The following is a 25,334-nucleotide window of genomic DNA, read 5'->3' on the forward strand; positions in this document are numbered from 1 at the left end:
GGGCCGAGCAAGACCACTCGGGCCTACACCCTGAGGGAGGACGGCATCGACCCCGCCGCCGACGAGACCGGCTTCCAGACCCGGCGCCGCAGCCTCGACCAGGCTCAGTTCAACTTCACGCGCCTGATCGTGTTCGAGCGCGGCTGCGTCGCCTAACACGCCCGAGGGGCATCAACCAAGCCTGGCTCAGCTGGCCATGGCCAGTTTCTCCCGTTCCAGCAGACCCACCGTGGCCACCTCGCTGGGGGGAACCAGGACCTTGAAGCGTGAGCGCCACTGGGGCCAGTTCGCCAGGATCTCAGCGGCCTTGCGGCTGCCGGTGAGCTCGCGTTGGGCCTCCAGCAGCGGTTTGATCAGTGGCTCCTGCTCCGGGGTCTCCAGGGGATGGACCGAGACGATCTCGGGGTTGAGCAGGCCTGCCAGAGCGTCCTCCTCGTCGAGAAGGAAGGCCACACCGCCGGTCATGCCCGCAGCCACGTTGCGGCCGGTGCTGCCCAGCACTACAACCACCCCACCGGTCATGTATTCACAGCAGTGGTCGCCGCAGCCTTCGACCACGGTTCGCGCGCCGCTGTTGCGAACGGCGAAGCGTTCACCGGCCCGCCCGAGGGCGAACAGCTCGCCTCCGGTGGCGCCGTAGAGACAGGTGTTGCCCAGGATGACCTGGTTGCCGGGATCACGGGTTGCGGCATAAGGCACAACCGTGATGCGGCCTCCGTTGATGCCCTTGCCGACGTAATCGTTGGCATCCCCCTCGAGGCGCAGGTTCATGCCCTGCAGGTTGAAGGCACCGAAACTCTGGCCGGCGGCACCCTCGAAGCAGAGATCGAGCAGCCCCTTGAACCCCTTGTTACCGTGGCGGGCAGCCACCTCGCCAGCCAGGCGGGCCCCGACACTGCGGTCGGTGTTCACGATCGGCAGGCGGCGGACCACCTGCCCGTGCTGCTCGATGGCCGCGAGCACCTCGGAATCAACCAGGAGCTGGTCCTCGAGGATCACTCCATTGCCATGGGCCTGACTGTCATGGCGCAGCCAGCTGCGGTCGTCGGAACCGGGCAGCGGGGCCAGCAGGCAGGTGAGATCGAGGGCACTGGTCTTGGCCAGGGCCACCTGCCGGGGGTGCAGCAGCTCCACCCGGCCGATCAGGTCCTCCAGCCGGGCCACGCCGAGCACACTCAGCAGCTGGCGCACTTCCTCAGCCACGTAGAGGAAGAAATTGACCACGTGCTCCGGCAGGCCGGTGAAGCGCTTGCGCAGGGCTTCCTTCTGGGTGGCCACCCCCACCGGGCAATTGTTGGTGTGGCAGACACGGGCCATGATGCAGCCCTCGGCGATCATGGCCACCGAGCCGAATCCGTATTCCTCGGCGCCGAGCAGGGCCGCCATCAGCACATCCCAGCCGGTCTTGAGGCCGCCATCGGCGCGCAGCAGCACCCGGTTGCGCAGTCCGTTGGCCAGGAGACTGCGGTGCACCTCGGAGAGGCCCAGTTCCCAGGGGCTGCCGGCGTGCTTGATCGAGCTCAGTGGCGAAGCTCCCGTGCCGCCGTCGTGGCCGGAGATCTGAATCACATCGGCGTTGGCCTTGGCCACGCCGGCGGCGATCGTGCCAATGCCGATCTCGGCCACCAGCTTCACCGACACCTTGGCTGCGGGATGCACCTGGTGCAGATCGTGGATCAGCTGGGCCAGATCCTCGATGGAATAGATGTCGTGGTGGGGCGGCGGGGAGATCAGCGCCACACCGGGTTTGCTGTTGCGCAGCCAGCCGATGTAGGCATCCACCTTGGGACCGGGCAACTGGCCCCCTTCACCGGGCTTGGCCCCCTGGGCAACCTTGATCTCCAGCTGCTGGCCACTGCGCAGATACTCAGGCGTGACACCGAAACGCCCCGAGGCCACCTGCTTGATGGCCGAGCAGGCACTGTCACCGGGCACCAGGCCCCTCAGGGTGGGCAGGGTGGCGGAGCGGCCGTCCGCGTCGACGTCGGTGAGCGGGTGGTAGCGGGCCGGATCCTCTCCCCCCTCACCGCTGTTGCTCTTGCCGCCGATGCGGTTCATGGCCACCGCCAGCACCTCGTGGGCCTCACGGGAGAGGGCCCCCAGGCTCATGCCACCGGTGCAGAACCGGCTGCAGATGCTCTCGACGCTCTCCACCTGCTCGATCGGCAGGGGGGTGGGGGCGGGGCGCAGCTCCAGCAGGTCGCGCAGGCCCGTGACCGGGCGGTTCTCCAGCAGGGTGCGGTAGGTGGCGAAATGGTCGTAGCCGGGGCCGGCGGCCACGGCCGCATGCAGGGCCTTGGCCATCTCCGGGCTGTTGAGGTGGAACTCACCGCCGGAGCGGTATTGCACGAAGCCCATGAACTCGAGCTTGGTTCGGTTGAGCTCGGGGAAGGCCTTGGCGTGGAACGCCAGGGTTTCGTTGGCGAGATCACGCAGGCTGAGGCCCGCCACCCGGCTGGTGGTGCCGCGGAAGGCCAGGTCGATCAGATCGGCGCCGATGCCGATCGCCTCGAAGATCTGGGCGCCGTGATAGCTGGCGAGCAGCGAGATGCCGATCTTGGAGAGGATCTTGCGCAGACCGGCCTCCAGGGCCTTGCGCACATTGGCCTGGGCCTGGGCGGCGTCGATTGCCGGCAGCTTTCCGCGCTCCATCAGGGAGCGGGTCTTGGGGTGGTCCAGCCAGTGGCGGGTGGTCTCCCAGGTGAGCCAGGGGCAGACAGTGCTGGCACCGAAGCCGACCAGGCAGGCCAGGTGGTGGGTGCTCCAGCACTGGGCCGTGTCGATCACCAGGGAGCAGTGCAGGCGCACCCCAAGCCTGAGCAGATGCTGGTGGACTGTGCCCACGGCCAGCAGCGCCGGGATGAAGGTGGTGGTGGCACTCAGGCCCTCGGCGGCCCGATCGGAGAGCACCAGGATCTGACTGCCGTTTTGCACGGCCTGCTCCGCCGCCTGACAGAGACGCTGCACAGCGGCCTCCAGGCCAGCTGGCCCCTGATCCAGCCCATAGAGGGTGGTGAGGGTGGTGGTGGCCAGGCCCTGGCTGGGCAGGGCCTCCAGGTCGGATTCGTTGAGAACGGGCGTGGCGAGGTGGAGCACTGAGGCGGCCGAGGGGTCTGGCCGCAGGGCCGATCCTCGCCGTCCCAGGTGCATCTCCAGGCTCATCACCAACTCCTCGCGGAGTGGATCGATCGGAGGATTGGTGACCTGGGCGAAGCGCTGCTTGAAGTAGTCGTAGAGAAGGTGAGGCTTGTCGGAGAGCACCGCCAGGGGGATGTCGTCGCCCATGCAGTAGGTGGGTTCCTTGCCCTGGGCGGCCATCTCCTCGATCACCAGATCCAGATCCTCGGCGGTGAAGCCGAAGGCGGTCTGATGGCGGAGGAGGTCGAGGTCGCCAAGCTGATGCTCGGTGCGCCAGGGCTGGGGCTCGAGCGAGCGACGATGTTCCTGCAGCCAGGCGGCGTAGGGATAGCGGGAGGCCACCTCCTCCTTCACCTGCCAGTTCTGCAGCAGGCGGCCCTGCTCGAGGTCCACCGCCAGCATCTGGCCGGGACCGAGGCGGCCCTTCTCGACAATGCGGCTTTCCTCGATCTCCACCACCCCGGTTTCCGAACCCATCACCACCAGGCCATCGCTGGTGATGCAGTAGCGAGCGGGGCGCAGTCCGTTGCGATCAAGGGTGGCGCCCACCGTGCGGCCGTCGCTGAACACCAGCAGGGCCGGGCCGTCCCAGGGCTCCTGCAGGCAGGCGGAATACTCGTAAAAGGCTCGGACATCCGGCCGGGCCTCCAGCTCGGGCTGCTGGCGGAACGCTTCCGGCACCAGGGTGAGCAGGCTGTCGGTGATCGGCCGGCCGCTGCGCACCATCAGCTCGAGCATGGCGTCGAGATTGGCCGAATCACTGAAGGCGGCGTTGACCACGGGCTTGAGGTCGGAGGCTGCCTCTCCCCAGACCGCATCGAGATGGGACTCAGCCGCCTGGGCCCAGTTGATGTTCCCCAGCAGGGTGTTGATCTCGCCGTTGTGACCCAGGGTCCGCATCGGCTGGGCCAGGGGCCAGCGGGGCAGGGTGTTGGTGCTGAAGCGGCGGTGATAAACCGCGAAACTCACCGCAAAGCGCGGATCACGCAGATCGGCATAGAAGGCCGCCAGCACCTCGGAGCGCACCATGCCCTTGTACACAAGGGTGCGGCCGCTGAAAGAGGCGAAGTAAAGGTCGTTGGGATCACCGCCCGGAGCCGCCCGCACCAGATCGACGGCCCGGCGGCGGCAGCGGAACAGCAGGGATTCGAGCGCATCGCCCGGCTCGGGGCCTTCGACCAGCCACTGTTCGATGCGTGGGGCGGTCTGGAGCGCTAGGGGGCCGAGCACGGAGGGCTCAACGGGCACGTCTCGCCAGCCCAGGCTGCGCAGACCCACCAGGGAGGCAGCCTGCTCGCACAACCGCTTGTACTCCTGGCGTTTCGGCTCCGCGACCGGCAGGAAGACCATCCCCAGGCCCCGCCGACCCTCCGCCGCCAGGGCGGATTCGGGCCAGACCTCCCCCAGGTAGCTCCAGGGAATGCCGCAGAGCACACCGGCGCCGTCGCCTGAATCGCCATCGCCGCCGCAACCGCCGCGGTGCTCCATGCAGCCCAGACCACGCAAGGCCTGCTCCAGCAGCCAGTGACTGGGTTCACCGCTGAGCTGGGCCAGGAAGCCAACCCCGCAGGCATCCTTTTCTCCCGCGACCTCCCTGGGTGCCGGACTGTCGCAATGGGGCCAAACAGAGCGGCGATGAAAAGGCATAGCCCGGCAAAAACCTGTCGGTAGACCGCAGAAGCCTCGAAGCAAGGCGACTTCCGCGCGGGAGAGGATTTTGATCCTAGAGACGTGCGTTCAGCGTTAGCGTTCACCACCAACGCATGCGGGTCCAATTGTGATGCGGTGCCGATCCCTTCCAGCCGGACTGATCAGCCTGGCGATGATGGCCTTGCTGCCGGCCGCCGACGGCGCCCTCTCCCGGGCCCAGGCTGGACCGACCGCTCCCATCTCTGGAACCAGCGGCCAGGATCTGCTGGCCCGCAGCCCTACCCCTCCACGCCAGGAGGGCCGCAGGATCGTCATCAACGGACGGGAGCAGAGCGCCCGCTGGCAATGGCTCCCGGCCGTGGGGGGCAACCCCGCCCAGGTGTGGTTGCCACTTGAGGTGCTGCAGGGGCAGCTGGGGGTAGCCAGCAGCACCCGCGTCGATGGAAGCCTGGATCTGGAGTGGTTCGGGCGGAAACAGCTGGTGCCCACCAGCGAGCAGCGCAGCCTTGACGATGAGGTGGCCGTGGAGGCCAGCCCCTTGCTGCAGGCCGCTGGGGTCCGCATTCAGAGCGACGGAGACCGCCTGCTTCTGGAGATGCCCCTGCCCGGCCTGGTGCGGGTGAGGGCCTCACCCCCAGGACCCGATCGCCAGGTGGTGCTGGATCTCAATGGGGCGGGCGTGGTCCGCCAGGAGTCTGGTCAGATCCTGCTGGGCCTGCGCAGCACCGCCAACCAGCGCTCTCAACTGCAGGCACTTGGGGTGGCAGTCAGCGCCAGCCGGGAGGGGCTGCTGTTGCGCCCGAGCGGTGGTGGCCGGGTGTTGACCCTCGGGGGGCCCGACCGGGTGGTGTTCGCCATCCCTCCAGGGCCGGCAGCCGGGGGAGCAACGGCGACGGCCCCGGCCGTGCCGCCCCTCGACCCCCGGCTGCAGGCCCTGCTCAATCGCAGCGTCAGCATCAATCGCCAGGTGCTGCCGGTGGGATCGCGGCGGATGCTGATCAGCAGCGTCCGATTCGATCCTCAGCAGAGTCCCCTCGATCTGCGGCTGCTCACCCGCCCCGACGGAATGCAGGGGCTGACTTCTCTCACGGCCCTGGCCCAGCGCGAGCAGGCCCTGGTGGCCATCAACGGCGGCTACTTCAACCGCATCCGGCGCCTGCCGCTGGGGGCCCTCAAGGCCGAGGGGCGCTGGCTCTCCGGACCGATCCTCAACCGCGGCGCCATCGGCTGGCAGCCCGGAGGCCTGCCCAGTTTCGGCCGGCTGGCCCTGCAGGAGCAGCTGATCGATGAGCGGGGGCAGCGCTGGCCGCTTTCGAGCCTGAACAGTGGTTACGTGCAGCGTGGCCTGGCTCGATACACCGCCGACTGGGGGGCCGGCTACCAGGCCCTCAGCGGCAACGAATCGGGGGTGCTGATCCGGGACGGGGTGGTGCTGCAGCGGCTCAACGGCGCCCAACTGCAACGGGGCATTCCCCTGGGTCGCGAGGACACCCTGGTGGTTGGCAGGGCCGGTGTGATGCCCCCCTGGCCCGAGGCCAGCCGGCTGACGCTCTCCAGCCAATCCAGCGACCCGCTCGGCCAGCAGGCCTACGTGATGGGGGGCGGCCCCCTTCTGCTTCTGGGTGGTCGGGTCGTCCTCAACGGCACGGCCGAAGGCTTCAGCAGCGCTTTCCAGGGACAAGGCGCCCCGCGCACCGTGATCGGCAGCGATGGCCGTCAGATCTGGTTGCTGACACTGCAGGGGGTGGATCACGCCGGGCCGACCCTGGGCGAAACGGCCACCCTGCTGCGGCAACTGGGACTGCGCGAGGCCCTCAACCTCGATGGCGGCAGCTCCACCGGACTGTTCGTGGGCAACACCCAGACGGTGCGGGGCCGGGGAGTGGCCGCCTCCATCCATAACGGCCTCGGTCTGGTGCCCCGAAGCGAGCGGGCCCAGGGGGACGAGAGGGCCGGAAGCTGAACCGCACAGGCTCCAGCCCTGGCAAGCTGGAACCTGCTTCTGCCGCCAACGAGCACCACCGCCCCATGCCCAAGGGTCTGAGCCTGCGCCTGTCTTCTGCGGCGGCGGCCGAGCTGGGCCGCCAGGCCGCCGTGGCCGGTACCCCCGGCCTGATGCACCTCGACCTGGTGCAGGGGGGCTGCGAGAACTGGGTGATCCGGATTCGTCCGGGCCATCTCGCCGGGGTTCCCGTGGCCAGGGCCGATGGCATCACCCTGCACTCCCCGTCTGCCCAGGTTCCACTCCTGGCGGGGCTGAGCCTCGATTACCGCGGGGATCTCAGCGGTGGGGGCTTCCTGATCCGCTCCAGCGAGGGAGTGAGCTGCTGTGCCTGCGGAGCCGCCTTCAGCCGCACAGGCCCTGGGGGGACCACGACAAAGTAAGGTGACGGATTGTCGAAACGGTCGGACGTCCGGCCTAATTCTCCGGCCCTCGATGCCCACGATTCAGCAGCTGATCCGCACCGAGCGGCAGCACCTCACCCGCAAGACCAAGTCCCCGGCTCTGCGCGGATGCCCAGAGCGCCGTGGGGTCTGCACCCGCGTGTACACCTCCACTCCGAAGAAGCCGAATTCGGCCCTTCGAAAAGTGGCCCGCGTGCGTCTCACCTCAGGCTTCGAAGTCACGGCCTACATCCCCGGGATCGGCCACAACCTCCAGGAGCACTCCGTGGTGCTGATCCGTGGAGGCCGCGTCAAGGACCTCCCGGGCGTCCGTTACCACATCATCCGCGGCACCCTCGACACTTCTGGTGTGAAGGATCGCCGCCAGAGCCGCTCCAAGTACGGCGCCAAGACCCCCAAGGGCTGACCTTCAAGGCCTGATTTCCGTCATCCCACCTCCCTCGCACCGCCGATCCCCTCAGGTTTATGTCCCGCCGCAACGCTGCTGAGAAGCGCCCAGTCCTTCCTGACCCCCAGTTCAACAGCCGCCTGGCCTCGATGGTCGTGGCGCGCCTGATGAAGCACGGCAAGAAGTCCACCGCTCAGCGGATCCTCTCCGACGCCTTCGGGCTGATCAACGACCGCACCGGCACTGACCCCCTGGAAGTGTTCGAAACGGCCGTGCGCAACGCCACGCCGCTGGTGGAGGTTCGTGCACGCCGGGTGGGCGGCGCCACTTACCAGGTGCCCATGGAGGTGCGGCAGGAACGCGGCACCGCCATGGCCCTGCGCTGGCTGGTCAACTTTTCCAGGGCCCGCAACGGCCGCAGCATGGCCCAGAAGCTGGCCGGTGAACTGATGGACGCCGCCAACGAAGCCGGCAGTGCCGTGCGCAAGCGCGAAGAAACCCACAAGATGGCCGAGGCGAACAAGGCCTTCGCTCACTACCGCTACTGAGCACCCTTTCCTGGCTGAACGGCGGGCGCCTTCAGTCAGATCAGGTCAACCTTTAAGCTTGCGCCCGCAAAATTCGTCGATCAAACACCGGAGACCTTCCCCGTGGCCCGCGCCTATCCCCTGGACCGCGTCAGAAATATCGGCATTGCAGCCCATATCGACGCGGGCAAGACCACCACAACCGAACGGATCCTGTTCTATTCAGGGGTGGTCCACAAAATGGGCGAGGTGCATGATGGCGCCGCCGTAACCGACTGGATGGAGCAGGAGCGCGAGCGCGGCATCACCATCACGGCAGCGGCCATCTCCACCAGCTGGAAGGATCACCGCATTAACATCATCGACACCCCCGGGCACGTCGATTTCACCATTGAGGTGGAGCGCTCAATGCGGGTGCTTGATGGCGTCGTGGCCGTCTTCTGTGCGGTCGGTGGCGTGCAGCCCCAGTCCGAAACGGTGTGGCGCCAAGCCGATCGCTACAACGTACCCCGGATCGTGTTCGTCAACAAGATGGACCGCACCGGCGCGAACTTCCTCAAGGTTTACGACCAGATCAAGGACCGCCTCAAGGCCAATGCCGTTCCGCTGCAGCTGCCCATCGGCGCTGAAGGAGAACTCAAGGGCATCATTGACCTGGTGCGGGAGAAGGCGATTCTCTACACCAACGATCTCGGCACCGACATCCTCGAAGGCGAGATCCCCGAGAACATGAAGGAGGAAGCCGCCGAGTGGCGCGGCAAGTTGATGGAATCGGTAGCCGAAACCGACGAAGAGTTGCTCGAGGCCTACCTGGAGAATGGTGAACTCACCCAGGAGCAGCTGATCAAGGGCATTCGCACTGGCGTGGTCAAGCATGGTCTGGTGCCGATGCTCTGCGGTTCGGCCTTCAAGAACAAGGGCGTCCAGTTGGTGCTGGATGCCGTGGTGGATTACCTGCCCGCCCCAATTGACGTGCCGCCGATCACCGGCCTGCTCCCCGTCGGCACCGAATCGAACCGTCCCTGCGACGACAGCGCCCCCTTCAGCGCCCTGGCGTTCAAGGTCATGGCCGATCCCTACGGCAAGCTCACCTTTGTGCGCATGTACTCCGGGGTACTGCAGAAGGGCAGCTACGTGCTCAACAGCACCAAGGACAAGAAAGAGCGCATCTCCCGCCTGATTCTGCTCAAAGCCGACGACCGTGAGGAGGTGGACGAGCTGCGTGCCGGTGATCTCGGCGCCGTGCTCGGCCTCAAGGACACCACCACCGGGGACACCCTCTGTGTGGAAAGCGACCCGATCATCCTGGAATCCCTGTTCATCCCTGAACCGGTGATTTCCGTGGCGGTGGAGCCCAAAACCAAGGGAGATATGGAGAAGCTCTCCAAGGCCCTTCAATCGCTCTCGGAAGAGGACCCAACATTCCGGGTGTCCACCGATCCGGAAACCAGTCAGACTGTGATCGCCGGCATGGGCGAGCTGCACCTGGAGATCCTGGTGGACCGGATGCTGCGCGAATTCAAGGTGGAAGCCAACATCGGCGCACCACAGGTGTCCTATCGCGAAACCATCCGCGCCAGAGCCAAGGGTGAAGGTAAGTTCGCCAGACAGACCGGTGGCAAAGGCCAGTACGGGCACGTGGTGATCGAGATGGAACCCGGTGAACCCGGTTCCGGCTTTGAATTCGTCAACAAGATTGTTGGCGGCATCGTGCCCAAGGAGTACATCGGACCAGCCGAGAACGGCATGAAGGAGACCTGTCAGTCCGGCGTGATTGCAGGCTTCCCAATGATCGACATCAAGGTCACCATGGTCGATGGGTCCTACCACGATGTGGACTCCTCCGAAATGGCGTTCAAGATTGCCGGCTCCATGGCCTTCAAAGACGGCGTCAAGAAGTGCAATCCCGTACTTCTTGAGCCGATGATGAAGGTGGAAGTCGAGATCCCCGAGGATTTCCTCGGTTCGGTCATCGGCGACCTGTCTTCCCGTCGCGGACAGGTCGAAGGGCAGTCCATCGACAACGGACAGTCTAAAGTCCAGTCCAAGGTGCCCCTGGCCGAAATGTTCGGCTACGCCACTCAACTCCGATCCATGACCCAGGGTCGGGGTATTTTCTCGATGGAGTTCAGCCATTACGAGGAAGTTCCTCGCAATGTTGCTGAGGCCATCATCGCCAAGAATCAGGGCAATTCCTGATCTCTCAACCCTAACCACACCCCCCGATTCTTTCCTTCAATGGCTCGCGAGAAGTTTCAGAGGAACAAACCTCACGTCAACATCGGCACCATCGGCCACGTCGACCACGGCAAGACCACCCTCACTGCCGCCATCACCAACGTGCTGGCTTCCCTTGGCCAGGCCAAGGCCCAGGCCTACGACGACATCGATGGTGCTCCTGAAGAGAAGGAGCGGGGCCTCGCGACCAACACGGCCCACGTCGAGTACGAAACAGAAAACCGCCACTACGCCCACGTCGACTGCCAGGGTCACGCGGCCTACGTCAAGAACATGATCACCGGTGCCGCCCAGATGGACGGCGCCATCCTGGTGGTGGCCGCCACCGACGGCCCGATGGCCCAGACCAAGGAACATATCCTGCTGGCCAAGCAGGTGGGCGTTCCCGCCCTGGTGGTGTTCCTCAACAAGAAGGACATGGTCGACGACGAGGAAATCCTCGAGCTCGTCGAACTGGAAATGCGTGAGCTGCTCAGCAGCTACGACTTCCCTGGTGATGACATCCCCATCATCGCCGGTTCCGCCCTCAAGGCCCTCGAGCACATCCAGGGCGGCGGCAAGGGCATCCGCGGCGAGAACGAGTGGGTCGACAAGATCCTCGATCTCATGGATGCGGTCGACGAGTCGATCCCCGAGCCTGAGCGTGAGATCGACAAGCCCTTCCTGATGGCTGTCGAAGACGTCTTCTCGATCACCGGTCGTGGCACCGTGGCCACCGGCCGGATCGAGCGTGGCAAGGTGAAAGTGGGCGAAACCGTCCAGATCGTGGGCATCAAGGACACCCGCGAAACCACCGTCACCGGCGTGGAAATGTTCCGCAAGCTGCTCGACGAGGGCATGGCCGGAGACAACGTCGGCCTGCTCCTGCGCGGTGTGCAGAAGGAAGACATCGAGCGCGGCATGGTGCTGGTCAAGCCGAACTCGATCAAGCCCCACACCAAGTTCGAAGGTGAGGTCTACGTCCTCAAGAAAGAAGAAGGCGGTCGCCACACTCCCTTCTTCGCTGGCTACAGGCCCCAGTTCTACATCCGCACCACGGATGTGACCGGTCAGATCACCGCCTTCACCGCCGACGACGGCACCAACGTGGAGATGGTGATGCCCGGTGACCGCATCAAGATGTCTGCCGAGCTGATCTGCCCGGTGGCCATTGAGCAGGGCATGCGCTTCGCCATCCGCGAAGGCGGCCGCACCATCGGTGCCGGCGTGGTCTCCAAGATCGTCGCCTGAAGCTGAAACGGCTGAGCTCAGCCGTTTCCCTTGAGTCAGGGGCTGACTCCATCATTGGATCAGCCCCTCGTCACGCACCTCGACAAGTTGTCCCCAACCGGCTTCGGTTGTCTTCGGCGGGAATGAGCATGGCCCCGGCCGGCCTTATTCCCTGCATTCCTTCACCTCTTCCCCTGTTCTTCGGCCGCGGTCTCCACCAAGGCCTGCGTCCCCACGAGTCCTGCCATGTCAGCCGCCATCGCCCAGCAGAAGATCCGCATCCGTCTCAAGGCGTTTGATCGCCGCATGCTGGATCTGTCCTGCGAAAAGATCATCGAAACAGCCGATCACACCGCCGCCACGGCCATCGGTCCGATCCCCCTGCCCACCAAACGCAAGATTTATTGCGTGCTGCGCTCGCCCCACGTGGACAAAGATTCCCGTGAGCACTTCGAGACCCGCACCCACCGCCGCATCATCGACATCTACAGCCCCACCGCCAAGACGATCGACGCGCTGATGAAGCTCGATCTGCCCAGCGGCGTCGACATCGAAGTGAAGCTCTGAGCCAGCGGCCGCCTCGACGCGACGAATTCCTGGACCCACCCTCCCGGTGGGTCTTTTTTTTCTAGACTGACTTCAGCGTTCAGGCGCCCAAAGCAGCCCCACTGCCCCACTGACCAAAGCCCTGACCACCCATTGCCGCCCCGCCGACCTTCCGTGAGTGATCTGGCCGTGAGGGAACTCCCACTCTTCCCCCTGCCGGATGTGGTGCTGTTCCCGCAGGAAGTCTTGCCCCTGCATATCTTTGAGCCCCGTTATCGCATGATGTTGCGAACGGTGCTCGAAACCGACCGTCGTTTCGGCGTGGTGCGCTGGGACCCGAATCAGCAGGAGATGGCCCAGGTGGGCTGTTGCGCTGAAATTCTTCAATGCCAGACCCAGGACGACGATCGCAGCAACATCGTCACCCTGGGCCAGCAGCGATTTCGCGTGCTCGAAGTGGTGCGCGAAGCCCCTTTCCGTGTGGCCATGGTCAGCTGGATCGAGGACGATCCCAGCACCAGTCATGATGTGCTCCAGGATCTGGGGCACCAGGTCACCCAGGCCCTGCGGGATGTGGTGGATCTCACCGGCAAACTGATCGGCAAGCCGACCACCCTTCCAGCTGATCTGCCCGATCTACCGCGTGAGTTGTCCTTCTGGATCGGCTCCCACCTGGGGGGGCCTGTGGCCGACCATCAGCAGGCTTTGCTGGAGCTCACCGACACCTCCGAACGCCTGCGCCAGGAATTCGCGTTGCTCGATCAGACCCGGCGGCAGCTGGCGGCCCGCACGGTCCTGAAGGACACCTTCAAGGACCTAGGGGAACCCAGGCAGGAACCCTCCTGATGCCGCTGCCAACCTGGCTGCCGCCTCTGGCCATCGGCGCCGGAGCCGGTCTGCTCAGTCTTGCCCTGGTGCGGGAATGGCAGCGCCGTGACCGCCGCTTCCAGAGCACGGCCACCGTGGCTGAGGCCTACGACCGCTGGACCGGTGATCGGCTGCTGGAAAACCTCTGGGGTGAGCACGTTCACCTCGGGCACTACGGCAACCCCCCGGTGACCCGCGATTTCAGGGCCGCCAAGGAAGAGTTCGTGCATGAGCTGGTGCGCTGGTCGGGCCTCGACCAGCTACCCCCCGGCACCCGGCTGCTGGATGTGGGTTGCGGCATCGGCGGCAGCGCCCGCATCCTCGCCCGCGACTACGGCTTCGACGTGCTGGGCATCAGCATCAGCCCAGCCCAGGTGGAGCGGGCCCGCCAGCTCACGCCCTCCGGGCTCTCCTGCCGCTTCGCAGTGATGGACGCCCTGGCTCTGGAGCTGGAGGACGGCAGCGTCCAGGCCGTGTGGAGCGTGGAAGCGGGGCCGCACATGCCCGACAAGCAGCGCTATGCCGATGAACTGCTGCGGGTCCTGGCCCCGGCAGGGCAGCTGGTGGTGGCCGACTGGAATCGGCGCGATCCCGCCGACGGCGAGCTCAACGGGCTGGCGCGCTGTGTGATGGATCAGCTGCTGCACCAGTGGGCCCATCCGGAATTTGCCTCCATCCCCTCCTTCCGCCGCAACCTGGAAGCCAGCCCCCATCGGCGGGCCTGTGCCGTGGAGACCGCCGACTGGAGTGAGGCCACCCTGCCCTCCTGGATCGACTCCATTCTCGAAGGGGTGCGCCGCCCCGGCGCCATCCTCAGCCTGGGACCAGCAGCCGTGCTGCAGGGGTTGAGGGAAGCGCCCACGCTCCTGCTGATGCACTGGGCGTTCAGCACCGGGATGATGCGCTTCGGGGTGTTCCGCTACGGCTCCTCGGACAGGTTGGTGAGCGGGTAGGTCCCGAACAGGGCCAGGTGCTGGCAGTGGCCGCGCAGGGCTTCGATCGCTTCCTCCAGCAGCCGGGGGTCGGCTGGCATCTCCAGATCCACGAAGAAGATGTACTCGCCCATCTCGCGTTTGGAGGGGCGGGATTCGATCCGGCTCATGTTGAGCCCCAGCCGAGCGAAGCAGCTGAGGGCCTCCAGCAGAGCACCGGGGCTGTTGCTGCGCAGCGAGAAGGCCAGGCTGCAGAGCGTGGCCGCTTCCGTCTGGCTCTCCACCTGCCGTTGCAGCATCAGGAAACGGGTGCAGTTGCCGGGCACATCGTTGATGGGGTAGGCCAGCACCTCGAGCCCATGCTCCTTCGCGGCCCGGGGTGAGGCCACCGCCGCGCGGAAGCGGCTGCCGGCCACCAAACGGGCCGCTTCGGCGGTGGAGCTGGTGGGCAGCTGCAGGGCTTCACTGAGATTTTCGCTCAGCCAGAGGCTGCACTGGGCCAGGGCCTGGGGATGGGAGAGCACTTCACTGACCCGCTCGATCGGCCCGGAACCCAGCAGGGCATGGCGGATCGGCAAGACCAGACCGCGACGGATGCGCAGGTCGGGGTGCTCCCAGAGGCCATCGAGGCAAGCGGTCACCCCTCCTTCGACGGAGTTCTCCACGGGCACCACGGCGGCATCGCAGCGGCCCTCCGCCAGGGCCTTGACCACTGAGCGGATGCCGCTCTGTGCCAGCAACTCCGGCGCGTCGATCCCCTCGAGGGCCGCCAGCTGCCGCGTCGCCTGCTCGCCGTAGGTGCCGGCAGGGCCGAGGAAGGCAACACGCATGGTGAAGGGGTGAAACAGCGGTCGATAAGATCATCCCCCCCCGGCCACCGAGACGAGGCGATGACCCTGGCCTTCAGCGCCAGCCAGCAGCTCAGCCTCGCGATCGACGAGCGGGCCGGGGAGCTGGTGTCCTACCTCGACGACGAGGAGAGAGTGATTCAGGCCCTGCTCGATCCCAGCCAGCTGACCCGCCTCGGACCGGGGCACTACCGCTACGACGTGACGCGGCTGCAGGTGTTCCAACTTCAGGTCAAGCCGGTGGTGCAGCTGCGCGCCCAGCGGCGGCCCGGACGCCTGGAGCTCGAAGCGGTGGAGTGTCACCTGGAGGGGCTTGGCCTGGTGGACGACTTCCAGCTGAATCTGACCTCCTGGCTGGAGGTGGGCGACCAGGGGCTGGAGGGGGAGGCCCAGATGGCCGTGAGCGTGAGCCGGCCACCGATGCTGCGCCTGATTGCACCCCGGGTGCTCGAAGCCACCGGCCGCTCCCTGCTGGGTGGTGTCCTGCTGGGCATCCGCACCCGGGTGAGCCAGCAGCTTCTGAAGGATTTCAGCCGCTGGCGCGAGGACCGCTGAGCACCCTGCCCAGGAAGCTGAGGCGGTGCAGACGACTTGGGCCAAGACGGATCAGCGCCTCCCGGTGAAGGGCGGTGCCGTAGCCGGCATGACGCTCAAGGCCATAACCGGGGAAGCCCTCCGCCAGGCGCGCGATCAGGGCATCGCGGGCCTGCTTGGCCAGCACGCTGGCGGCTGCGATCGCCAGGCAAAGGCGATCGCCATGCACCAGGGTGCGCTGCCGGCCCGGCCACAGCCGCAGCGGGAGGACACCGTCAACCACCACCAGGGCAGGCGCCTGGGGGAGGCGCTGCAGGGCCCTGACCATGGCCTTCTCCGTGGCGGCCCGGATGCCGATGCGGTCGATGTCGGCGGCGGAGGCCTGACCGAGGGCCCAGGCCTCCGCCTGGGCGGTGATCAGCGGCACCAGCCGCTGGCGATGGCGAGGCCGCAGGGCCTTGCTGTCGGTCAGACCAGCGGCCGCCAGGGGTGCCGCCGCCTGGGCCGGCAAGACCACAGCGGCGGCAAAGACCGGGCCGAACAGGCAACCGCGGCCCACTTCATCCACACCGGCGAGGACCCGGTGGGTCACTCAGACGCTGGCGGAGGAGCGGCGGCGGCGGCGGCGGGGCTCAGCGCCGGGATCGCTTTCCTCCACCAGCGGCGTGGGGGGAGCCTCGCTGGGGGCTTCCGCCACGGCGACGGCTCCGCCGTCCGAGCGCAGTGGTTGTTGGCGGCCCCTGGGCTGGGAGCGCCCAACCCGCCCCGACACGGGCGAAGACACCTGGGATACGGGAATGTGCAGCACCGTGGACTCGATCACGGTGGTCATCGGAGCCTCCTCGGCCTCGCCGAAGGCCTCGGGCAAGGGGGTGATCTCCACCAGCGTCGCCTGACCGTCGTCGTCCGGGCTGTCCTGGCGGTAACGGCTGGGGGGCTCGATCTCCCGGCGGGGAGTTGTGACCTCCCCGGTGGAGCGGGGGCTGGAGGAGGCGGCGTCGGCTCCACTGCCACCACGGCCGCCGCGGCGGCGACGGCGGGAGCCGGAGGCCGCCAGCTGCTGACGGGCTGCCTCAAGGACCGAATCGGCGTCTTCACCGGGCCGCACGACGCGCACCACCAGATTCTCCCCAGTGGGGGGAGGATCCAGCAGCAGGGCAGGGCTGAAGCCCATCCAGCCGTAGACGAGTTCCTGGTCGGCGTCCATCGGCACGGCCACCAGATCAGGATCCTGGCGGCGGCTGAGGTTGCCCCCACCAGCGTGATCCGCAGTACCGCCATCGCCCGGCTCAGGCCCACTGGCAGGGGCAACGTCCTGGGTGTCGGCAACGAAGCTGGTCACAGCGGCAGTTTCTGTGGCTTCGCTGGCGCCACGGCCGCCGCGACCGCCGCGGCCACCCCGGCGGCGGCCCGTTGTGCTGGGTTCGGCACCGTTGGGGCTGGGCACTTCCGCCCGGGCCGAGGCAGCCGAGCGCACCAGGCCCGTGACGGTGGCCAGGGGCTGGAGGGTGTCCTTGCCCGGAAGCACAGCCACATGGCCGAGGCCACCGCAGCTGGGGCAGGCGCGACCGAACAGTTCGTAGATGTTCTGGCCCTGGCGCTTGCGAGTCAGTTCCACCAGACCCAGCTCGGTGAGCTGAGCGATCTGAGGGCGGGCCGCGTCGTCCTGCACCGATTGGGTGAAATGCTCCAGCAGCATCAACTGATCACGGCGCGACTCCATGTCGATGAAGTCGATGATCACCACCCCACCGATGTTGCGCAGCTTGAGTTGACGAGCAATCTCAGCGGCAGCTTCACAGTTGGTCCAGAGCACCGTTTCACGCGAACTGGCGGAGCGGGTGAAGGAACCGGAGTTGACATCGATCACCGTGAGGGCCTCGGTGGGCTCGATGATCACGTAACCGCCGGAGGGCAGATCCACCCGTGGCTTGAGGGCATCACGGATGGCGGCGTTCACCCTGTAGTGCTCGAGCACATCGGTGCCGTCGCCGTGGTGCTCCACCAGCAGATTGGCCTGATCGGAGCCGAGGAAGGCATTCACCCGGGCCACAGCGGCGGGGGTGTCCACCACCACCCGCCAGACCTCGGGGCTGTAGAGGTCGCGCAGGACCCGGTGAATGAAGTCCTCGTCGCGGTTGAGCAGCACCGGAGGGGTGGCCGTCTCAGCGGCCTCCTGAATCCCCTCCCACTGCCTGAGCAGGGTCTCGAGGTCGTCGATCAGCTGATCTTCACTGACACCCTCGGCTTCGGTGCGCACCAGCAGGCCGGCGCCAGGGGGCTTGATCAGCACCCCGAGGGCCCTGAGGCGGTTGCGTTCGTTCTCGCCGCTGATCCGCCGGGAAATGCTCACCCCCTGGCCCTGGGGTTGCAGCACGAGGAAGCGGCCGGGGAGGGTGAGGTTGCCGGTGAGGCGAGGGCCCTTGGTGCCGGTGGGCTCCTTCATCACCTGAACGAGCACCTTCTGGCGGGGCTCAAGCAGTTCGGTGATGCCGGCAGCCCCTTTTCTCAGGCGCAGGGGGCCAAGATCAGTGACATGAATGAAGCCATTCTTCTCACTTTCGCCGATGTTGACGAAAGCGGCATCAATCCCTGGGAGAACATTCTCGACCCGGCCGAGATAGACGTCGCCAATCTGATAGCGACCCTGGGCTACGACCAGTTCATCAACACGTTCGTCGTTGAGCACCGCGGCGATTCGCAGTTGCTCCGCGATGACGATCTGCTGGGGCATGGAGGATAGGGGGTGGCTCTGTGGAGCCCTGCCATGGATGGGAGTGAATCCCTGAAGCACGAACCCGCTGGACAGAGCGCGCCGCAAAGCTGCTCGACTGCTGGACCAGCGGAAAGAAGACGGAGGAGAAAAACCTTTTGAGGAGCATCCTCAGGAGGATCAACCTCCATTCGCGGCGATGCTGCCGGAGAGAGGCCGGCCATAGCGCGGAACAGGTCCTACAGAACAAGGTGCCGTAGGACGTCGTCTGCAGGATGAAAGCTACAGACGGATCTGCCGTCTTCAAGCGACGCTAGCACGGCTCTCCCTGGGTCCCTGGTTCCGCTGGACGAAGCCGCAGCCGGTCGCGGCTCACCCGCCCCAGCTCCACTGGGCACCCCAGCCGCTCCTGCAGCCAGAAGCAGACCTGCTGCGGGCGCAGGCTCCGCCCCTGGGCATCGATGCGGGCCCCGAGGTGGAAGCGGCAGGACTCATCCCCTGCGGCAACGAGGCTGAGCTCCTCGAGCAGAGGGCGGCAGTCCCGTTGGCGTGGCCGCCCCTTCTTGTCGGTGTCGCTCCAGGGGAGTTCAGCCGCTTGGAGCAGGCTCTCCAGGGCAGGTCCCCAGGCTGCGGCGCCCGGGCCCGGGGCGCCGGCCACCAGCTCGACACTCCACTCGGCCCCCTCCAGCTCCTGGGACAGGCTCGGGGCACGGACCGGCACCTCCTCCGCCCCTGCCAGCAGCAGCCCCTCGGGCAGGGTGGCCTGCAACCGCTCCAGGGCGAAGGAGGGCTCAACGCTGCCGCTGAACTCCAGGTCAAACCACTCACCGTGAGCCTCCACCCCCAGGGGCAGTGCCAGGGCGAACTGCAGGCGGGGCAGCGGATGAAAGCCGCCGCTGAAGCTCACGGGCAGGCCGCTGCGGCGCAGGGCCCGCTCCATCAGCCGCACCAGATCAAGGTGGCTGAGCAGGGCAAGGGAACCGGTTTTGCTGAAGCCGAAACGCAGCCGCTGCAGCCGTTCACTGGCAGGAGCGCGGGTGGGTTGCTGCACGGGGATCGGCGGCGCCTCCACCACCACGTTGTGGCCGAACTCCGGCCCGCAGACGCCGCAACTGCTGCAGCCGTCGAAGGAGCAATCGGGCACCACCACCGCGGCGAGGGCCTTCTGCAGATCCTCCGCCAGCCAGGTCTTGTCGACACCGGTGTCGATGTGATCCCAGGGGAGGGGCTGGGCGCAGAAGGCCGCCAGGTCTTCGGGCCCGAGGGCTTCGGTGGCGCCCCAGTCGCCCATCTCCAGGGCCCGGTAGCGGCCGCCCAGCCCCGCGGCCTCGATCGCTCCGGTCCAGGCGGCGTGGGTGGCCTCGATCGTCTCGAACCAGGCATCGAGGCCGGCACCGGCGCGCCAGGCGGCCTCGATCACCGGCGCCAGGCGGCGGTCACCGCGCCCCACGAAGTCCTCCATCGCCGAGAGGCGCGGATCGGTGAGGTTCGTCTTGAGGCCCCTGAGCGTGCGCAGCTCCCGGCGCAGCAGCTCCTGGCGCCGCCGGAACTCCGATGTGGACACGCTGTGCCACTGGAAGGGGGTGTGGGGCTTGGGGGTGAAGTTGCTGATCGTGAGATTCAGCTCCAGCCGGCCCAGATCACGGCACTGCTGCTGCAACGAGCGGCAGGTGTCGGCGATGCCGAGCACATCTGCATCGGTTTCACCCGGCAGGCCGATCATGAAATAGAGCTTGACCCGGCGGTACCCGCTCTCCATGGCCGTGCGGATGCCCCGCAGCAGCTCGGCGTCGGTGAGGCCCTTGTTGACGATGTCGCGCAGGCGCTGGCTGCCGGCCTCCGGGGCGAAGGTGAGCCCGGCCTTGCGGGGGCCGCCGAGGATGTGGGCGATGTTGTCGTCGAAGCGGTCCACCCGCTGGCTGGGCAGGGTGAGGCTCACGTTCTGATCGGCCAGGCGGTTGCGCAGCTCCACCCCCACCGCCGGCAGGGCCAGGTAGTCGGAGCAGCTGAGCGAGAGCAGGGAGAAGTCGCTGTAACCGGTGCGCTCCATCCCCGTTTCCACCGCTTCGATCACCGCCTCGGGCTCCACATCACGGGCGGGGCGGGGGGGCATGCCGGGGTGGGAGAAAGGGCAGCCGCGGGTGCAGCCACGGCGGATCTCGATCGTGAGCCGGTCGTGGACGGTTTCGATGTGGGGCACCAGACCCATGCCGTAGTGGGGCATCGGCGTGGCCACCCGGCGCAGCACCCGCTGCGGCGCCTCGGGCACCAGCGGCACCAGGCTGATGCCATCGGGCCCCGGGCCATAGAGCGAGGGCACGTAGACCCCGGGGACCTGGGCCAGGTCCCGCAGCAGGGCGGAGCGGCTGAGGCCGGCCGCCTTGGCTTCCGACACCACCAGACCGATCTCCGGCAGCAGCTCCTCGCCGTCGCCGAGGGCGATGAAATCGAAGAAGGCGGCGAAGGGCTCCGGGTTGCTGGTGGCGGTGGGGCCACCGGCGAAGATCAGCGGCGGAGCGGCGGGATCATCCAGGGGCAGGTCGCCCCGTTCAGCGGCATGGATCGGCACCCGCGCCAGATCCAGCATCTCGAGGATGTTGGTGGCCCCCAGCTCGTAGCTGAGGCTGAAGCCGAGGATGTCGAAGGCGGGCAGGGGCCGGCGGCTCTCCACCGCGAACAGGGCCTGCTGCCGCTCGCGCAGGCGTGCGGCCAGATCAGGCGCCGGCAGGTAGGCCCGGTCGCAGAGCTGGCCGGGAACGGCGTTGAGGATCGAATAGAGAATGATGTGGCCGAGGTTGCTGGCGCCCACCTCGTACAGCTCGGGGTAGGTGAGGGCCCAGCGCACAGCGGCCGCCGGCCAGTCGCGGGGCTCGACGCCCAGCTCGTTGCCGAGGTAGCGGCCCGGCTTCGCCACGCTGCGGTCGACCAGCTGCTCGAACGCCATGGGCGCGTGGTCGACGGTCACGGCGGCACGGTCACGGGCGTGGGCTGATCGTATCGAGCGCAGCCCTCCGCATAGGAAGATGCCCCCAACACCAGCGCCAGCCGGAGCAGTGGTTCAGATCAACGGCAACTATCTCAAGCTCAAAGCGGGCTACCTGTTCCCGGAGATCGCCCGGCGGGTGAAGGCCTTCAGCGAGGCCAACCCTGAGGCCCCGATCATCCGGTTGGGGATCGGCGATGTGACCGAACCGCTGCCGGAGGCCTGCCGTGAGGCGATGAAAACGGCCATCGACGCGATGGGAACCCCGGAAGGCTTCCACGGCTACGGCCCGGAGCAGGGCTACCTGTGGCTGCGCGAGGCGATCGCGACGAACGACTTCCAGGCCCGCGGCTGTGCCATCAGCGCTGAGGAGATTTTCGTTTCCGACGGCTCCAAGTGCGACAGCAGCAACATCCTCGACATCCTCGGGCCGGACAACCGCATCGCTGTGACCGATCCGGTGTATCCGGTGTATGTGGACAGCAACGTGATGGCGGGCCGCACCGGAGAGGCCGATAAGAGCGGCCAGTACGGCGGCCTCACCTATTTACCGATCAATGCCGAGAACGGCTTCAGCGCCCAGATCCCCAGCGAGCCGGTGGATCTGATCTACCTCTGCTTTCCCAACAACCCCACCGGTGCGGTGGCCAGCAAGGAGCAGCTCAAGGCCTGGGTGGACTACGCCCGCGCCAACGACGCCCTGATCCTGTTCGATGCGGCTTATGAGGCCTTCATCCAGGATCCCGAGCTGCCCCACTCGATCTATGAGATCGAGGGGGCACGGGAGTGCGCGATCGAATTCCGCTCGTTCTCCAAGAATGCCGGCTTCACCGGCACGCGCTGCGCGCTCACGGTGGTGCCCCGCGGCCTGATGGGCACAGCAGCAGGCGGGGAGAAGGCCGAACTCTGGGCCCTGTGGAACCGCCGCCAGAGCACCAAGTTCAACGGCGTGAGCTACATCGTGCAGCGCGGCGCCGAGGCGACGTATTCCCCCGAGGGCCAGGCCCAGGTGAAAGCCCTGGTGGCCTTCTACATGGAGAACGCGGCGATCATCCGCCGGGAGCTCACCTCTGCAGGCCTGCAGGTGTATGGCGGTGAGCAGGCCCCCTATGTGTGGCTGAAAACCCCCGAGGGGATGGATTCCTGGGGCTTCTTCGACCACCTCCTGAACAAGGCCCATGTGGTGGGCACCCCGGGCAGCGGCTTCGGAGCTGCGGGAGAGGGCTACTTCCGCCTCTCGGCCTTCAACAGCCGCCTGAACGTGGACGAGGCGATGCGGCGGGTGCGGGCGGCGCTGGCGGACTGATTCACATCCAGCGCAGATCCCGCTGCAGCTCCTGGGCCATGCGGGAGCCCGAGGCCATCAGCTGGTCGAATTCAGCCGGGGTCAGCACCAAGGCGTCGCAGCTGAGAGGCAGCTGATCGAGGGGCCAGTGACACAGGCGCTGATTCTGGGGCCCGGCAGCGGTGGCCGTAACTGCCGAACACGCCCACCGCCTGCAGGGAAGGGTGGCAGGCACGCAGCTCGCTCGCCCAGCGGCTCGCCTGAGCCAGCACCTGCTCAGGATCCGCCCAGCGCAGTACGGATTGCGTCAACGAGCGCACAGGCATGGCAGCGTGCATCTTCGCCCTGAAGACGCCCAAAGTGATCAACGGGGGCTCCATCAGGACGACTATCGGGGTAGCGGGTGGGGATGTAGAGCGCATCGAGAATGCGCAGCCGATCTTCAAGATGCGGCACCGCCGCGGCCAAAGCAGCGACGGCCTCGGAGGGCAGATCCCTGAAGGAGCGACCCAGGCCATGGCCCCACACCTGCTGCCCCAGATGAAGATGCAGCACCTTGGGAGCCTTTTCCACCACCTACTAATGCAGCCAGTCGGCGGAACGGTTCATGACACCATTGTGGACCGCGCCGCCATTCACCCCGCCTCAACTTGCCAGCTGGTGGGCACGGGGGGGGGGGACACCTTCTTGCCGTAGTGCCGGGCGATCATGGCCAGGCAGGCCGCGCCGCAATCCTCTTCGCTGTGCTGCTCGACGAAAGCGTAACGACGCATCCGCGCTCGGCTTCAGAGTTGGGATGCTAGAGGCTGCCCCAGCCAGACACCGCAACAACCGCGGCAGACTCCCAGCCATGAGCGACACCATCCGTGCCACGGAGACCCCGACCCGCAGCCCCGGCGGTGCCGCGGTGATCGAGAAGGAGGTGCAGCGGGTGCGCAAGCCCTCGCCCCGCTACCGGGTGCTGCTGCACAACGACCCCGTCAACTCGATGGAGTACGTGGTCACCACCCTGCGCCAGGTGGTGCCCTCCCTGAGTGAGCAGGACGCCATCGCCGTGATGCTCGAGGCCCACAACACCGGCGTGGGTCTGGTGATCGTCTGTGATCTGGAGCCGGCCGAGTTCTACAGCGAAACCCTCAAGGCCAAGGGCCTCTCCAGCACGATCGAGCCGGAGAGCTGAGTGCGCCGGCGTGCCTGGCTGGGCTGGATCAGCACCCTGCTCTATCTGCCGCTGCTCTACGGCCTCGGCTGGTTGACGCTGCAACCCTTTGCGGCAGCCGGCCTGCTCAGCGGTTGGCGGCCCGATCAGGTCGCCCTGCTGGGCACGGCTCTGGCCTTCGCCCTGCTGCTGCTCACCCTGCCGCTGCGCCTGAACACCGTGTGGAGGGAGCGCCGGCCCTGGCACGCACTTGGGGTGGCCATGGGCTGGGGCGTGGGCCTGCGTTCGCTGCTGCGCGGACTGCTCAAGGCCCTGCTGCTGCTCCTCTTCGTGGTGGGGGTGTTGCTCCTCAGCGGCCAGGCCCGCTGGAGCGGCGGACTCACCCCCGCCGAGATCGTCAATGCCGTGTTGCTGATCCTCGGGGTGGGCTTCGCCGAAGAGCTGGTGTTCCGGGGCTGGCTCTGGGGCGAGCTGAACCAGCGCCTGGGCTGGGGGCCCCGGGCCGATCAGCGGGCCCTGATCGCCCAGGCGGCGGTGTTCAGCCTGGCCCACACCCGCTTCAACCTCGGCCTCGGGCCGATGGCGGGCTTGCTGGTGGGCCTGCTGCTGCTGGGGCTGGCCCTGGGGCTGCAGCGGCGGGCCGACGGCGGCTCCCTCTGGGGCGCCGTCGGTCTGCACGGCGGCCTGGTGGGGGGCTGGTTTTCCCTGCTGGCCGGGCCGCTGCAGATCAACCCCACGGTGCCGCTCTGGCTGGCCGGGCCGGGCGGTGCCGATCCCAATCCGATCGGCGGCCTGCTGGGCTGGGCCGGCCTGGCCGGGCTGCTCTGGGTGCGGCGGCGCTTCTGGTGAACCGAGCTGAGAGCGCGCGCTCAGCTCACAATCAGCGCACCGCTGTGGCCAGGGCCTTGCGGCCCTCCACCGGCGCATGCAGCGCCTCCTCCAACGGAGCGATGCCGTAGTCGCGCTCGAGCAGCGCCATCACGGTGCGGCCGAAATCGCCCGGGTTGGTTTCGAAGGCCTCCAGGCAGATCCGGCCGAAGACGCTGCCCATCGGCTCGGGGTTCCAGAGCAGCTTGCGGGCCGTCCAGGGCATCATGCTCATCGGGTTGTAGCCCGGCTCGATCAGCCCTTGGTCGAAGCCGTATTGCTCCAGGTGGGTGTGGGGCTGCAGGCCGATGAAGAAGATGGCCGGCTCCACCTTGTCGGCCCCGAAGATGCGCTCCAGTTCGCGGTGATAGGCCACGGTCTGGCGGATCGTTTCGGGGCGCTCGTCGATGACGTTGAAGGAGTAGTTCACCGACACATGCTCGCGGAAGCCGGCCCGGGCCAGCAGACGGCAGTTCTCCAGCACGGTGCGCAGGTTGTAGCCCATGCGCATCTTGCGCACCAGCTCCTGGCTGCCGGAGGTGATCCCGATCTCGAAGTAGTCCATGCCCGTTTCCACCATCAGCTCGGCCAGCTCGGCGTCGAGGTTGTCGGCGCGGATGTAGGCCGCCCAGCGGATGTCGGTCATGCCGGCCGCCAGGATCGCCCGCAGCAGCTGTTTGGCGTCTTCGATGTAGCGGCGGGCCGGAATGAACTGGGCATCGGTGAACCAGAAGCCGCGCACGCCCCGGTCGTAGAGCTGGCGCATTTCCGCCACCACCTCCTCCACCGGATTCACCCGCACCGCCTTGCCTTCCACCACGGTGTACACGCAGTAGCAGCAGTTGTGCGGACAGCCGCGCTTGGTCTGCACGCCCACGTAAAAGTCGCCGCCTTCGAGATACCAGTCGAGCTGGGGCCAGATCGAAGCGATGTAGGTGTAGTCGCAGGCGGTTTTGATCACCCCCTCGGGCTGTTCATGGATCAGCCCCTGCCGCGGCGGCTCCCCCACCACGTAGCAGCGCTCGGAAGCCAGGGAGCGGCCCC

21 protein-coding genes and 1 pseudogene are annotated in these 25,334 nt (G+C 67.1%); 14 read left to right on the forward strand and 8 right to left on the reverse strand.

The window, feature by feature from the left end:
* A pseudogene (locus tag KBY78_RS04710) lies at nucleotides 1–156 on the forward strand (magnesium protoporphyrin IX methyltransferase); the annotation flags it as partial.
* A 30-nt stretch (nucleotides 157–186) separates the two neighbouring features.
* On the opposite strand, the gene gltB reads toward KBY78_RS04710, so the two are convergent.
* Nucleotides 187–4,785 (reverse strand): glutamate synthase large subunit, encoded by a 4,599-nt coding sequence (gene gltB, locus KBY78_RS04715; protein WP_255142620.1) that lies wholly within the window; start codon nucleotides 4,783–4,785, stop codon nucleotides 187–189.
* Between the two features lie 133 nt (nucleotides 4,786–4,918).
* Between gltB and KBY78_RS04720 the strand changes: the two genes are divergently transcribed.
* From KBY78_RS04720 to KBY78_RS04760, 9 genes are all read left to right on the forward strand, one after another.
* Nucleotides 4,919–6,751, forward strand: a complete 1,833-nt coding sequence (locus KBY78_RS04720; RefSeq protein ID WP_255142621.1) for a phosphodiester glycosidase family protein — start codon at nucleotides 4,919–4,921, stop codon at nucleotides 6,749–6,751.
* Between the two features lie 65 nt (nucleotides 6,752–6,816).
* Nucleotides 6,817–7,173 (forward strand): hypothetical protein, encoded by a 357-nt coding sequence (locus tag KBY78_RS04725; RefSeq protein WP_006172305.1) that lies wholly within the window; start codon nucleotides 6,817–6,819, stop codon nucleotides 7,171–7,173.
* A gap of 52 nt (nucleotides 7,174–7,225) precedes the next feature.
* Entirely contained in the window at nucleotides 7,226–7,600 is a 375-nt protein-coding gene (gene rpsL, locus KBY78_RS04730) for a 30S ribosomal protein S12 (RefSeq protein ID WP_006172306.1), read from the forward strand.
* A gap of 59 nt (nucleotides 7,601–7,659) precedes the next feature.
* Nucleotides 7,660–8,130 carry a 30S ribosomal protein S7 gene (gene rpsG / locus KBY78_RS04735; RefSeq protein ID WP_006172307.1) on the forward strand — a complete coding sequence of 157 codons (471 nt, stop codon included), beginning with the start codon at nucleotides 7,660–7,662 and terminating at the stop codon, nucleotides 8,128–8,130.
* A gap of 102 nt (nucleotides 8,131–8,232) precedes the next feature.
* Nucleotides 8,233–10,308: an elongation factor G gene (fusA, locus tag KBY78_RS04740; RefSeq protein WP_255142622.1), complete on the forward strand. Its 2,076-nt coding sequence runs from the start codon at nucleotides 8,233–8,235 to the stop codon at nucleotides 10,306–10,308.
* A gap of 39 nt (nucleotides 10,309–10,347) precedes the next feature.
* The gene (tuf, locus tag KBY78_RS04745) at nucleotides 10,348–11,577 is read left to right on the forward strand and encodes an elongation factor Tu (RefSeq protein ID WP_255142623.1); all 1,230 of its coding nucleotides are present in this window, start codon (nucleotides 10,348–10,350) and stop codon (nucleotides 11,575–11,577) included.
* Between the two features lie 225 nt (nucleotides 11,578–11,802).
* Nucleotides 11,803–12,123 (forward strand): 30S ribosomal protein S10, encoded by a 321-nt coding sequence (rpsJ, locus tag KBY78_RS04750; RefSeq protein ID WP_006172311.1) that lies wholly within the window; start codon nucleotides 11,803–11,805, stop codon nucleotides 12,121–12,123.
* A gap of 153 nt (nucleotides 12,124–12,276) precedes the next feature.
* Nucleotides 12,277–12,948, forward strand: coding sequence for an LON peptidase substrate-binding domain-containing protein (locus KBY78_RS04755; RefSeq protein ID WP_006172312.1), 672 nt, complete (start codon nucleotides 12,277–12,279; stop codon nucleotides 12,946–12,948).
* Nucleotides 12,948–13,922: a methyltransferase domain-containing protein gene (locus tag KBY78_RS04760; RefSeq protein WP_255142624.1), complete on the forward strand. Its 975-nt coding sequence runs from the start codon at nucleotides 12,948–12,950 to the stop codon at nucleotides 13,920–13,922. The genes KBY78_RS04755 and KBY78_RS04760 overlap by 1 nt, the downstream gene beginning before the upstream one ends.
* Here the strand turns inward: KBY78_RS04760 and pheA are convergent.
* Nucleotides 13,889–14,731 carry a prephenate dehydratase gene (gene pheA / locus KBY78_RS04765; RefSeq protein ID WP_006172314.1) on the reverse strand — a complete coding sequence of 281 codons (843 nt, stop codon included), beginning with the start codon at nucleotides 14,729–14,731 and terminating at the stop codon, nucleotides 13,889–13,891. The two genes, KBY78_RS04760 and pheA, sit on opposite strands and share 34 nt — an antisense overlap.
* 60 nt (nucleotides 14,732–14,791) lie before the next feature.
* Here pheA and KBY78_RS04770 point away from each other — a divergent pair, with 60 nt between their 5' ends.
* Nucleotides 14,792–15,304: a DUF1997 domain-containing protein gene (locus tag KBY78_RS04770; protein ID WP_006172315.1), complete on the forward strand. Its 513-nt coding sequence runs from the start codon at nucleotides 14,792–14,794 to the stop codon at nucleotides 15,302–15,304.
* On the opposite strand, the gene KBY78_RS04775 is transcribed toward KBY78_RS04770, so the two are convergent.
* The 3 genes from KBY78_RS04775 to KBY78_RS04785 form a co-directional block, all read right to left on the reverse strand.
* Nucleotides 15,279–15,875, reverse strand: a complete 597-nt coding sequence (locus KBY78_RS04775; RefSeq protein WP_255142625.1) for a ribonuclease HII — start codon at nucleotides 15,873–15,875, stop codon at nucleotides 15,279–15,281. The genes KBY78_RS04770 and KBY78_RS04775 overlap by 26 nt on opposite strands.
* Nucleotides 15,876–18,017: an Rne/Rng family ribonuclease gene (locus KBY78_RS04780; protein ID WP_255142626.1), complete on the reverse strand. Its 2,142-nt coding sequence runs from the start codon at nucleotides 18,015–18,017 to the stop codon at nucleotides 15,876–15,878.
* A 292-nt stretch (nucleotides 18,018–18,309) separates the two neighbouring features.
* Nucleotides 18,310–20,940, reverse strand: coding sequence for a TIGR03960 family B12-binding radical SAM protein (locus KBY78_RS04785; RefSeq protein ID WP_255142631.1), 2,631 nt, complete (start codon nucleotides 20,938–20,940; stop codon nucleotides 18,310–18,312).
* A 109-nt stretch (nucleotides 20,941–21,049) separates the two neighbouring features.
* Between KBY78_RS04785 and KBY78_RS04790 the strand changes: the two genes are divergently transcribed.
* On the forward strand, nucleotides 21,050–22,285 hold the full coding sequence (locus KBY78_RS04790) for an LL-diaminopimelate aminotransferase (protein WP_255142632.1): 1,236 nt from the start codon (nucleotides 21,050–21,052) through the stop codon (nucleotides 22,283–22,285).
* A gap of 255 nt (nucleotides 22,286–22,540) precedes the next feature.
* Here KBY78_RS04790 and KBY78_RS04795 read toward each other — a convergent pair whose 3' ends face one another.
* Together KBY78_RS04795 and KBY78_RS04800 are read right to left on the reverse strand one after the other, a co-directional pair.
* Nucleotides 22,541–22,837 (reverse strand): HEPN domain-containing protein, encoded by a 297-nt coding sequence (locus tag KBY78_RS04795; protein ID WP_255142627.1) that lies wholly within the window; start codon nucleotides 22,835–22,837, stop codon nucleotides 22,541–22,543.
* 62 nt (nucleotides 22,838–22,899) lie between these two features.
* Nucleotides 22,900–23,037, reverse strand: a complete 138-nt coding sequence (locus KBY78_RS04800; protein WP_255142628.1) for a cysteine peptidase family C39 domain-containing protein — start codon at nucleotides 23,035–23,037, stop codon at nucleotides 22,900–22,902.
* A gap of 77 nt (nucleotides 23,038–23,114) precedes the next feature.
* Here KBY78_RS04800 and clpS point away from each other — a divergent pair, with 77 nt between their 5' ends.
* Together clpS and KBY78_RS04810 are read left to right on the forward strand one after the other, a co-directional pair.
* Nucleotides 23,115–23,444: an ATP-dependent Clp protease adapter ClpS gene (gene clpS, locus KBY78_RS04805; protein ID WP_006172323.1), complete on the forward strand. Its 330-nt coding sequence runs from the start codon at nucleotides 23,115–23,117 to the stop codon at nucleotides 23,442–23,444.
* Complete coding sequence (locus KBY78_RS04810) at nucleotides 23,445–24,272, forward strand: CPBP family intramembrane glutamic endopeptidase (RefSeq protein WP_255142629.1); 828 nt, start codon at nucleotides 23,445–23,447, stop codon at nucleotides 24,270–24,272.
* A 31-nt stretch (nucleotides 24,273–24,303) separates the two neighbouring features.
* Here KBY78_RS04810 and KBY78_RS04815 read toward each other — a convergent pair.
* Nucleotides 24,304–25,334: radical SAM protein (locus KBY78_RS04815; protein ID WP_255142630.1), on the reverse strand; the 1,031-nt coding region annotated here is incomplete at its 5' end.

The organism is Synechococcus sp. EJ6-Ellesmere, from assembly GCF_024345875.1.
Taxonomy (GTDB): Bacteria; Cyanobacteriota; Cyanobacteriia; order PCC-6307; family Cyanobiaceae; genus Regnicoccus_A; species Regnicoccus_A antarcticus.